Below are 11696 nucleotides of genomic sequence, written 5' to 3' on the forward strand. Positions count from 1 at the left end.
GTTCACAGGCGGGACGCCTGTGTTCCTTTGCGGGGCACCGGTGGGGCGGGTTTCATCCCCAGCAGGGCGAAGGGGAAGCTGGTGAGCTTGCGCAGCCCTGCGACGTTCGAGACGTGCGCGACCGCCTTGCGGGTTTCCTGGAACAAGGCGGGCATGCCGAGGGGCTCCGCGCTGTGGCTGGCCTCCCGCACATAGGCGAGGCGGTGGATGGAGTAGAACCCGATCACGATCGCCACGAGGAACACGAAATCGAGCCCGCGCAGCACGATGGCCGGCACGGCGGTGGGCTCGATCGATTCGACCTGCGTCGTGAAGCTGAGGTCCAGCGTCACCTGCACGTCCGCCAGCGCATCGCCGAGGAAGCCGCCGAGCAACGGACCGATGGTCGCCGCGATCCCCGCCACCACCGCGTTGGCCGCCAGGAAGGCCGTCGATTTCCCCCGCGGGGCGCTGAGCATGGCGAGATTGCCGGCGCACAGGTTCACGCCGGCGGTCGAGATGCCGACCAGAACGTGGATCACGATCAGGATCGGCAGGGTGCCGGCATGCTTGTCGGGCATGGTCGTAAACGGCCACAGCAGCAGGCTCAGGAAAAACAACTGCCCGGCCACCACCAGCGCGCCGCGGTTGTTCCAGCGATCGGCGATGGCACCCCAGATTCGGAAAAAGAACACGTTCACCAGTTGGCTGGCGACGGCGAGGAACATCACGGTCGAAATCGGCATCTCGAGCCGCTTGAGCAGATAGACTCCGAAGAAGGCCGCCGCCATGTTGATGGCGAGGTTCCACGGCCCCATGAATTTCAGGAGTCGGCGGAAATCCTTCGAGCGGAACGGTTCGACGAGGATGCGGATGGGGGACGATCGCTCGGCGGGCTCCGGTGCGGGCTCCGGGACGCGGGAAAGGAACACCGCGCTGGCCAAGCCGATCGCGCCGCCCACGCCGAGGATCACGGTGTAGGGGACCACCTCGCTGCCGCTCCAGACTTGGAGGGGCGCGACGGCGAAGCTCGCCACCAGCGTGAGGATGGCGCCGGCCAGTGTGATCACGGCGAAACGATGGCTGAAGAATCCGCCGTAACGGCTTTCCGGAATGAAGTCCCGCATCCACGCATTGTAGGAACATCCGGCGATCGAGCTGATCCCGAAGTACCAGAAAAGCAGTAGCACCAGCGCCTCGACCTGGAAGCCGGCGGGAACGATCCACGGAATGAAGGGGATCACCAGCCACGCGAGGCGGCTGAGGATCACCGGCAGAACCACCAGCATCTTGCGGCGGCCGGTTTTCTCGATGAGGAAGATCGAGGGGATCTGCAGGAACTGGCACAGCGGCATGATCGCGGCGAACGAGCCGACCACGAAGTTCGAGGCGCCGAGCTGGAGAGCGAAGGCCACCAGGAAAGCACCGCCCGTCAGCACGCCCATGACTTGCGAGCAGATGCCGTCGGCGACGAGCATCCGGAGGCCCTTTTCAAGACGGGTTTCGTCGATCTGATCCGTGTGTGAATACCAACCCACGGCGAGCCGTTAGCATGGGACCTGCCAGACTCAACCGGGGAAGCTGCATGAAATCAGGGGAGGCGGCATTTTCTGCCCGGAGCGGGAGTGCCCGCGGACTTGTCAGGGGGCTGCCAGCGCGAAGCCGAGTCCGTGGTCCGTCGCGAAGAGGAGGTTGTCTGAGCGGCGGTAGAACAAGGTGAGTCTCTGACTTGGGTGCTGGAAAATCCTCATGTCTTGGGATGCCGGGCGGAACCAGGTGGGCGCGTCGATCCCTTCAGGAAGCCACTCCCGGGGTTTGTTCGTCGGGAGCAAGCCGAAGCGGGACGAGTCGATCAAGGTGCCGAGCAGCTCGGAGCCGGGATGGATTTCGAGGAACCATGCCCATTGCCGCACGCCTTCGCGGTCCTCCCATTCGAGGCGCACGCCGTGCAGGATTTTGTCGTCCTCGGCCGGGTGACGCCAGAAGGCCCGGCGGAAAACGTCCTCGGCAGAAAGGTCACTGCGCAGGTGTTGGCCGGGAGGGACGGGAACGGTCGCGGGGTAGTCTTTGTCAACCGCTTCCCGCGGCGGTCGGCGGGCGCTCGAGACGCGGAATCCGATCGTCACCAGCAGGAGTCCGAGAAGGCCGGCGAGGGCGAGGGTCCGCGGTCTCATCAGTTGCCGGAATGGGAGTAGGTACGGAGGAAGAGCTGGATGTCCGAGACGCTGCGGACGAACCGGTCGAGTGCTTCGCTCTCGTTGTTCAGCAGGGTGTAGGCGGGAATGACCAGCTTCCACTGGCTGTTCCAGACACTGCGGCCGACGAGCCGGCTGTTGGTGAACTCCGACGGCAAGGTACTATAGAAATAGGAGGCGTCGTTGACTGGCCGGAAGGCCTGATGCTTGCGGGTGATCCAGAGTTGTTCGTTGAGCGTTCCTTGAGGGGTGAAGAACTGCGTCGCGGCGAAGTCGTCGTTTCCAAGGTCGAACGGCAGGGGTACGGCCTGATCCTTGACCGCCCAGGAACGGACGACCGCCGTATCGCCCAGCGGCGAGGCGAGCATGCTGTCGACGCCGGCAGGGATCAGGTAAACGTAGGGCGTGGCGCTGAGCGAGTTCGGTGCCGAGCTGGCCGGGCCACCGGCGCCGGGAGTGCCGGCGGAGTACGGATCCATGCCGACGTAGCCTTTGAGGACGACGCCCGACGCCTGAATCTTGGTGGCAAAGTTCGACGCGGTGTAGGCGTGGTCGCCCGAGGCGAGCGGGTAGCCGAAGAAGTTGAGGCCGTGGGCGATGGTGGTGCCGAAGGGGATGACAAATCCCGGCACCGAGCTGCCGTCGGGTTTGCGGAGGTTGAGGCAGGACTCCGCCACGTCGGGGTCGTTGAGGACGTTGCCCATGATGTGCTGCTCCAGCGCCTGCTGCCAGATCTTGTTGTCTTCTTCGGAAGGCTCATCGGTGCGGATGCGGAACAGCTCCTGACGCAGGGAGAAGAGCGTGCCGTAGGGGTCGGGGTTGTTGATGCCGAGGCGCGACTTGACGACCGACCAATCGCTTTGCAACCGGGCGAGAAGAGAGGCCAGTCCGCCGTCGCCGGTGGTGCCGGTGGCCGCGACCGGGCGGTCGTTCTGGAAATTCCCCAGCGAGCGGGTGGCGATGACGCCGTCGATGATCGACTGCCCGCTTTCGTTGCCGAGCAGGCCGGTTTCGTAGTCGTAGCTCTGCACCGTCAGATAGGTGTATTGCGCGGCGAGATCGTAAAGGGCCTGGTACTGCGAGAGTTCTTCATTGCGCAGGGTGCGGTAGGTCATGTCGCGCGTGCGGTAGCCCTGGATCACCGAAGCCGCCCGTTGGCGGAAGGTTTCCCGCTCGGCGAGGATCTGGTTCGATTTCGCCAGGAGTCGTGAAACTTCCTCGGTCGCCCGCTGCAGCTGGCTGAGACGGCGGGTGAGTTCGAAGCGTTGGTTGAGGACTTCGTCGAGTAGTCGCTCGAATTCCACGACGTGCTGTTTGTCCTCATTGTCCCAGTCGTATTGGGCATAGAAATCATCGGCCTCGGAGGAGAGGTTCTCCGCCTCGGCTTCGAGGTAGGCGACGGTGTTGTCGAGCGCGAGGGCGGACAGGCCTTGGGCATAGGCGGTGGTGGCTCCGGAATAGACCGAAAGCCCGCGGGCGACGGAGGTGGCGTCAAAGGACAGGCCGGCGGAGGTGGGGAAGGCTTCGGCGGTGGCCTCGGAAATTGCGGAAATGAAATCCCCGCTGAGTTCCAGAAGGGCCGCCGAGTTGGTGAGGGTGGCGGAGGCCTTGAGATAGGATGCGGCCTGATCGAGCTTCTCCGCGGCTCCGACATTCGCGTCGTCGTAGGCGGTCCGGAACTCGGTGAAGAGCTGGTAGTCGCGATCGAACTGCCGCATGAGCGTGTCGAGCTGGTTGGAAGCTTCGAGCGCGTTCACCTGTGCGTCGTAAACGCCGAGCAGCGCGCTCTGGAGCGCCCCGGGCTGGCTGCGGGAGCCATAGCCGGACGGCGGGAACTGCATCATCTTGTCCGGGGAAATCGTGTAGCTGCGCTCGATGAATTGCGGCGGGTCGTTGATCTTGTCGTAAACGTTGTCGAGCGACCACTCGGTGAACGGGTTCATTTCCACCGGCTCGCGGAAGGTGGAGGTGACGGTGCTGCCGGTATCGACCAGCGCCGATGGCCGGTTGATGAAATAGTAGTGGTAGAGGTCGGGTCCGGCGTAACCTTGTTCATAGAGTTTTCCGGGTCCCACATCGCCAGGATACGGAGACCCTAGTAGCTCGATCAGCTGGTATTGATAGGCCGTTTCCTGATCCTCGACGGCATTGTTGTAGTCGTTGAGCGAGTCGTTCTGGCTGCGCAGGTGGCGGTTCATGACGCAGGCCTGATCGAAGGCGGCCTTGGCATTGAGGCTGGCCTGGAGGGCACGACCGTAGATCTGCTCGTAGTGCGATTCCCCGGCCTTCAGGGCGGTGGGGGAAATGTCGAAGGCGATGGCTCCGTGGGCGAGCCCGAGCGGGTTGAGGCGGGCGCACTGGGCGTCGAGCGTGGCCTGGATGGCTTCGGCGCTGGAGACGATTTCCGAGAGTTCGGGAACCGTCGTGCGATCGACGATCTGGATGCCGTGGTGCTGCGGGTTCTCGTCCTTGTCCGGCAGCATGGCGTTGGCGCTGATCCAGTGGAAGTAGGCTCCCTGGCCGGCGCGCGACGCCCATTCGTCGGTCCCCCAGGCACGGGAGACGCCGGTGGCGGAGTTCGTTTCGCCATCGCGCTGGTGAGCCCAGCCGGCGGCAGGATCGTCGCGGTAGGTGGCTCGCGCGGTGAGGTCGAGGATGCGTGCCCCGACGCGGGCGACATTCGCCGCGGCGGCGGCAAATTTCCGCTCGTCCTGGTAATCGACCTGCAGCGTCTCGCCGAGCACGTCGACCGCCTCGCTGCGCGGGGTCCAGGTGAAATGAGGGGAGGTCAGGAGCTTGTAGTAGCCGGTGAGGGCGGTGAGGTAGTGGCCGTAGGCGTCGCCATGGCCTTGGGGGAACATGTGGTAGGCATCGGAGGCGTCGAGGGTGCCGTCCGCATACGGGCCGCCCGCCTTTTCCTGGATGTCATAGTTGACCGCGTAGATCGATTCGCCGGAGTTGATACCATTGATGTAGTTCCAGAAGAGGCGGTTGTAGGCAGGGGCGCCGGTGACCCCGGGAGCGAGGAAATCATCCCGTCCGCGGAGCAGGGCGAGTTCTTCCTCAATGAGGCTGGGAACCTGGCCTTCGAAGGAGAAGCGGGAGGTGTTGATGGCCGAGGTTTCGGTTTCGCTGTCGATGGCAATAGTGGGATTGTCGGCGTCGTCCGAAGCTTCATTGCCGAGCACGATGTAGAGGTCATTGAGGTAGCCGGCGGCGAGCAGCAGCGTGTCATTGGTACCAGGGTCATCGTAGCCGGCATCAATGGAGAGGTTCTTGGCCCGGTTGAGGAGGGTTTCGTAGATCTCGATCAGTCCGAAATCGTCGAGATTGTCGAGCGTGAGGGCGACATCGCCCTCCCACCGGGTCCCGGCCTGGGTGAGAATCGACACGTCGGTGGAAACGGGATTGTTGAACAGGTCGTCGGTGCGTTGATTGAAGGGGTTGATGCCGTCGAGGGCGCGCTTGATCCAGCTCTCGACCAGCTTGGGCGTCATCCACCGGCTCCAGCCGTCGCCGGCGGCATTGGCGTCCTTGGCGCGGTAGCGCATGGTGAAATAGTTGTCGCTGAAGACGAGGAGCGGGTTGCCGAGGGGGGAATCCGCCGAGCCGCCGACGACGACGGTATTGCTGAGCGTTCCGTTGGGTTGGATCCAGGGAGAGCCGGGCGTATCGACGTGATCGACTTCCACGGAGGCATCCAGGCGGAAGTCCAAGGAAGACACGGCGTCGGGATCGGCCGAGGAGTAGAGGGCGACCTCGATGCGGTTGTTTCCGGCGGTGAAATAGGAGGGGAGGACTTCGTACTGATAGGTCAGGCCGTTTGCCGAGAGCCCGGTACGGGCGTCGGCCAGGGTCCCCGCCGGTGCGGAAACGCCGGCCGGAAGGCGGGAGGCGAGGGCGGCGGTGCCGTTGACGTAGAGGATGAAACCATCGCGCGTGCCGAGGTTGGCACTGAAGACGAAGCGGGAGGGAATCGCGCCGTCGAGCTGGAGACCGGAGACCGAGCGGGCGGCTACGCCGGGGTAGGTGGATCCGGGGTCGTGGGAGGAATCATTGATCGCGAAAGTACGGGGGAACTCATACTCCGTGGCCGGATACGACGAAGGGAGCGGGGCCGTCGGGTTCTGGGCAAGAAACCAGAGGCGGGTGTCCGTGCCGCCCAGCACGGTTTCCATGGTGTAGGTATAGACGGGCGGCTGGACGCCATCCTGGGGCGGGGCGTAGCGCCACTCGAATTCGTAGCTTTCGGGATGGGCGGCGAAGTCCCCGCTGTGGCGCAGCGAGGTTTGCTCGTCGAGCGGGTTGGAGGCGCCAAGTGTCTTCAGGTCGCCCGTGTAGAGTTGCGAGGCCACGCGGACGATGGATAGCGAAACCGGTTCGCCCTGCGGAGTGAAGGCACTACCGTTTCCGAAAAGCAGGGTGACGTAGCCCGAACCGGTGCCGGTGGCGGTGAGGGCGTAGCTGTCGACGGCGGTGTCGGAGTCGTCGATCACCGCCAACTCGTTGCCGCCAACGGTGACCGTGCGCGAGCTGTCGGCGATGTAGGTGCCGGCTTTGGCGGGATCTTCGATGAAGGTTTCGACCTTGGTCGAAAGCCGGTCGACGGCGTTGTACCAAGCCTGCGCGTCATTGTCCGTGGAACTGACGAGCGCCTTGAGCGAGGCGGTGTCGTCGGGACTCAGGGTGTTGAGCAGCAGGTAATCCTCGCCGGCAAGCTCATCGACGAACTCGCCGATGAAGACCAGTCCACCGAGGTCGCCGAGAGAGGGATCGTAGTAAAACCGCTGCTGAAGGTGCGGCGGGAGAAGCTGGAAGTAGGTCTTTCCCGCGCTTGGTGTGGTGGCGATGGAGGCCGGCAGGGTGGTGAGCCCGACGGCGGGATCGTTGAGCAGCACGGTTTTCGCGCGGGTCGGATCGTGAAGGGTGACACTGGCGCTCCCGGCTCCTGATCGGGCGGTGGATTGCTGATAGAGGACGTGGGCACTGGACTGGCCACGGACGGAAGGCAGGCCGTGGTTGGCGAGGGTGAGGGTCTCGCCGACGCTCATCGACGGGCTGTCCTCGGGCCATGAGGGGCGGTAGATGACCGTGGTGGGATGGCCGGTGACGGGGTCGCCCTGATAACTTCCATCGCTGTTCTTCGGGCGAAGGTAGGGAAGGATGGTTCCTTCCGCGGGCTGGGTGGCGAGGCCGGGGATGAAGAAGCCGCTACGCATGGTATAGTACCACTCCATGCCGAGGGCAGGCACGGTGGCGGAGGCGCGGATCCAATCGATCTCAAAGGTGGTGCCGGCCGCCGTCACGGGATCGAAACGAAGGGCGTTGATCGTTTTCCCCGCCCACTGCTCCGAGGTGGAGAGCGGGAAGGTGAGCACCTGCCAGTCTCCGGCACCGTGATAGGGCACGGTGAAGGAACGTCCGCCACCGAAGCCGCCATCTTCGTTGCCCCAGAACACCTGGGTGGAAACATTCGAAGAGGCGCGGAAGCGGATCTCGAGGGTGGGGACCTCATCCGCGGGGAAATGGGGAAGTCCCTGCGTACTGATTTGGGCGTCCCCCTCGCCGGTGCCGGCATAGACGCCGCTGGCGACGGTCGGCTGGTCGATTTTGAGGGTGTGGGTCCAGTAGCCGGTGGAGGAGGCGTTGAACTCGGTGTTGGCGAGCGGGGCGGAGGCGGGAAGGCCGGACTCGTCGGGCTGGTGGGGCCCGCGGTAGACCCAGTCGTAGCCCTTGCGGTCCTTGAAAGTAAAGGAGGTGTAGTAGCTCGGCGAGCCGGTGGCAGGGGAGGCCTCGGGAGCGTGAAGGTCGGGGTCGGGGGCAACTTCGGCATTGCGGCTCTGTCCGGTGGCGGGATCGACCGGCAGAGGCAGCAAAGGCAGGGGCATCGGCGAATTGATGATGGTGCCGGCGGTGATCGGGTAGTCGAAGCGATGCTGCGCGTCCTCGCGGAGAACTTCCCAGCAGATCATGGTCGGCCGATGATCGACGGGATCAGGATATTGAAGCAGGACGCGTGGCTGCGACGTATAGGAATTCCCGGTGATGACATTGAGGTCATCGCGAAGGGCATAGGCCCGACCGCCGAGCAGAAGCGCGTGTTCTTCGTTGGGGTTGTAGCCGGGCTTGGTGGCGTCGTTCTGAACGTAGATGAAGCCCGTGTTTTGTGCGCCGGTGAGATCGCCAGAGCCTTCGTTCGAGGCGAGCACGATGGCTGGATCATCCTCGCTCCACGCGACGCTGTAGCGCCCCACTTTGGCGGGGGTGAAGAAACTGGAGAACTCGGACGACGGAGGCGTGACCTCTTTGAACCACCAAATGGTGAGCGGGTTGTCGTCGCCGGGCAGCGCGTTCACCGGGATGATCGCTCCGGTTTCCGCGGTCGCGATGCCGGTGGCGAACGGGTCCTTGTACGCGCTCGGGGAATACGAAGTGCCTCCGGCGACGTAGCCGGCGAGGGAGTAATCGCCAGTGGGGGGCTCGATCCGGTGTCCGACGTAGGCGGTGCCGGTGAGGGCCGGGCCACCGTCGGATTCCTGGAATCCGTCGCGATCCTCGGCCTGGGTCATGAGGCGCACGTACCAAACGCCGCCGTTGTCGCCGGTGAATTTCAGGAGGGTGCGGTTGAGCTGGTCACCGCCGAGATCGACGAGCAGTCGCTGGGTCACGGCATCGATCGCGGCTTCGTCCTGTTCGAGGTCGTCCTGGAAGATGAGCGATGGAATCTTTCCGCCCTCGAACTTCAATCCGGTGCCGGTGCCGATCGAGCTGCCGTCGTGCCCGACCGTGTAGTGGGCGAAGCTGCCGACGTCGTCGGGCCAGACCTGGAGATACTTGTGAAGGTACTTCGGCCAGTTGAGCGACAGCCCGGGCGTGGTGCCGGCGGTCGCCGGAATGGCGGCGTCGAGGGTTTCCATCCAGTAAAAGACGACGCGGTCCTCGATGTCGTTGGCGCGTTCGGCGTAGTAGGCCAGGGAACCGTCGGGGCGGGCGAAGCTGCCATAGTAGCTGACCGAGTCCGACGAGCCGCTGTTGTCCACAGGTAGGGCGGCCAGGGTGCGGTCCTCGATGCCGGGGCGGATCTCATCGCCGAGAAATACGGTGAGCGTCGTAGGATCGGCGGCCTGGGTGACGTCCACCACATCGGCCCCGAGAAAGGCGTGGGAGCCGTCGTCCTGCAGCTCTCCGAGGTATTCGATCATGATCCGCCCGGAGAGGTTGTAGGCGTGAAGCTCGCCGACGCCGTTGTTCTTTTCATACCAGACGGTGCGGAGCTCCGCGGCGGGCTGGGCGCTGTCGTCGGCGGGAGGCGAGGATCCGGGGACGACATATTCGGTCTCGACCGTGGCCGGGAAGACGTTGCTGAAGACCGGATTGACGGTGACGATGCGGCCGCCCGGGACGGTGATGCGGGGGCCGTTGAAGCTTTTTTCCGTCCAGTAGAATGTGCGGACCGGATTGCTGGTGGAGGAGGAGACCGAAAAGGTGTCCTGCAGGAGGACATAGTTACCATCGGCGTCGGGCAGGCGGGAGCGCCACCAGATTTGCACCCGGCCGGGCTCGTAGGCGAAGACCGCCTTGGCGTGAGGGCTGTAGTAGAAGGACTCGAGAACTCCTTCAGGGAGCAAGGGAATGATAACGCCGCCGGTGTGGGGGATGGGGGCACCGGCGGCGTCGGCGAGCGGGTCGCCTGAGGGATTGGTGATGATTTCTCCGGGACGGACCGGTTCCGCGCGCCAGAAGGACGGGTCGGTGGGCACGAGTTGGCCGCTGGAGGAAACGTAGCTGGCGGGCGGAGCGATGCGATCGCCGAGGAAGTAGCGGGGAACGCCGGAGGCAAAAGTGGTGCCGATGCTGGCGCGTTCGAGCACGACGCCCGATGAGGAGGGATGAAGGGAACCGGTGGCGATGGGGCCGGCGGAGCCGGAGGTTTCCACCACGTTCGAGAACTGCGGGGTGATGGTGGGTTCGCCGGAAGGCGTGCCTCCGGGGCCGACGGGGATGCCACCCGGGCGTTGGCTGAGGTCGTTGAACACGCCGCCATCGATTTCATACTGTGCCGGCGAGGCACCTGTCAGGGCGAGCACGAGCGCGCCCAGAAGGGCGGCGAGGCGGCGGGGCCGTGGATGGCGTTTCATGGCGGGGATCGACGTGAAACGAGGACCTTAGTACTTGATGATGTAGTTGACGTTGGCGTTGGTCGGGCGGGTTTCATTGCCACCGCTGGCGGACGACGTGCGGGATATTTGGTAGCCGCCGTTGTCGTGGTCGGTATCGCCGGAGCCGAGTCGGTCGGGCACATTGACCGGGCCACCCCCTTCCGAATAGTAGATGTCCTGATAGCCGTGATTGTGGCTCTGAAGCATGTCGCCCTGCACCGAGCCTACGGCGTCTCCCGTAGCTCCGCCGCCGTTCATGGCGCCGCGCGAGTTGCGGTCGGGGTCGCGGCCCGCGCCGCCATCGCGTCCGCGGAGGAAGCGACCGCGGAAGTCGGGGAGATGGAAGGTGCTGCTGTTGTTGCCGCTGCCGAAACGGTTGCCGACGACCGAATAAAGCGAGGAGTAGGTGGAGCGGCTGACGGTGGCTCCATTGCAGAGCAGCCAGCCGGACGGGGCATTGTCGCCGGCGTAGGGAAGGATGGTGCCGGCAGGGCAGAGGGCCTGCTGCACGGCGGCGGCGAGCTTGTTGTAGTCGATGGCGTTGGCGTCGACCTTGGCACCCGTCACGGCGCCATCGGCGAGGTCTTCGGTGGCCACGCCGTGATCGGCGATGTCGACCGAGGCGACGCTGCCGTTGGCGATGAGAGCGGAGTTGATCTGGCCGTTTCCGATGTCCGCCGTGCGGATGGAGCCGTCCTGGATCTCGGAGGAAGTGACGGCATTCGCGGCAAGCTTTTCGGAGGTGACGCTTTGGTTGGCGAGCTTGACGGTGGTGATGTTGGCGTCGGCGATCTTCGAGGTGACAATGTTGGAATCCGCGATCTTGGCGGCGGTGACCTGGCTGCTGCCGATCTTGTTCGTGGTGACGGAGGTGTCGGCGAGCATGTCGGTCGAGAGAGCTCCATCCACCAGACCTTCGGCGACCTTGGCGCGGAAGGCATAGGCACCGGAAACGATCTGCTGGCGCGGGGTGATTTCCGCATCGGCGGCGGGCGTGCCGTCATCGACGGTGATGCCCAGATAGACATCGCCATTCATGATCGAAGGCAGCGTGATGAACGGGGGGACGGCCGGGGCACTGGGGCCGGGGGCGCCAGCGACGCCGGTGCCGTTTCCGATGAGCACGCTGAATTCGCCGCCGGAGATGGTGACCGTCTGGGTCTCGACATACAAAGGCGCGCCGCCGGTGCTGCTGGCGTAGAAACTGAAGGTGACCTTGCGGTTCACGGCGCTGCCGGAGCCGATGAGGTTCCCGGAGGCATCGCTGACGCGTCCTTGATAACTCAGGAGCGAAGGCGCTTGCGCGGCCACGGGAAGGGCGAGCGCGAGAAGAAGCGAGGTGAGCAGGGCTTTCATGCGGGTG

4 protein-coding genes are annotated in these 11696 nt (G+C 64.6%); all 4 read right to left on the reverse strand.

The window, feature by feature from the left end:
• Positions 1-2: 2 nt before the first annotated feature.
• Positions 3-1517, reverse strand: coding sequence for an MFS transporter (locus tag ABXH26_RS05815; protein ID WP_353566098.1), 1515 nt, complete (start codon positions 1515-1517; stop codon positions 3-5).
• Positions 1518-1619: 102 nt separating this feature from the next.
• Complete coding sequence (locus ABXH26_RS05820; RefSeq protein WP_353566099.1) at positions 1620-2153, reverse strand: hypothetical protein; 534 nt, start codon at positions 2151-2153, stop codon at positions 1620-1622.
• Complete coding sequence (locus tag ABXH26_RS05825) at positions 2153-10312, reverse strand: hypothetical protein (protein ID WP_353566100.1); 8160 nt, start codon at positions 10310-10312, stop codon at positions 2153-2155. Before ABXH26_RS05825 ends, ABXH26_RS05820 begins: the two co-directional genes overlap by 1 nt.
• A gap of 27 nt (positions 10313-10339) precedes the next feature.
• Complete coding sequence (locus ABXH26_RS05830) at positions 10340-11689, reverse strand: tail fiber protein (protein ID WP_353566101.1); 1350 nt, start codon at positions 11687-11689, stop codon at positions 10340-10342.
• Positions 11690-11696: the final 7 nt, after the last annotated feature.

The sequence above is a fragment of the Haloferula sargassicola genome, from assembly GCF_040362925.1.
In the GTDB taxonomy this organism is placed as follows: domain Bacteria; phylum Verrucomicrobiota; class Verrucomicrobiia; order Verrucomicrobiales; family Akkermansiaceae; genus Haloferula; species Haloferula sargassicola.

Coding starts and splice junctions, on each gene's coding strand:
- ABXH26_RS05820 (WP_353566099.1), bottom strand. CDS start 2,153: ATGAGACCGCGGACCCTCGCCCTCGCCGGCCTTCTCGGACTCCTGCTG.
- ABXH26_RS05830 (WP_353566101.1), bottom strand. CDS start 11,689: ATGAAAGCCCTGCTCACCTCGCTTCTTCTCGCGCTCGCCCTTCCCGTG.
- ABXH26_RS05825 (WP_353566100.1), bottom strand. CDS start 10,312: ATGAAACGCCATCCACGGCCCCGCCGCCTCGCCGCCCTTCTGGGCGCG.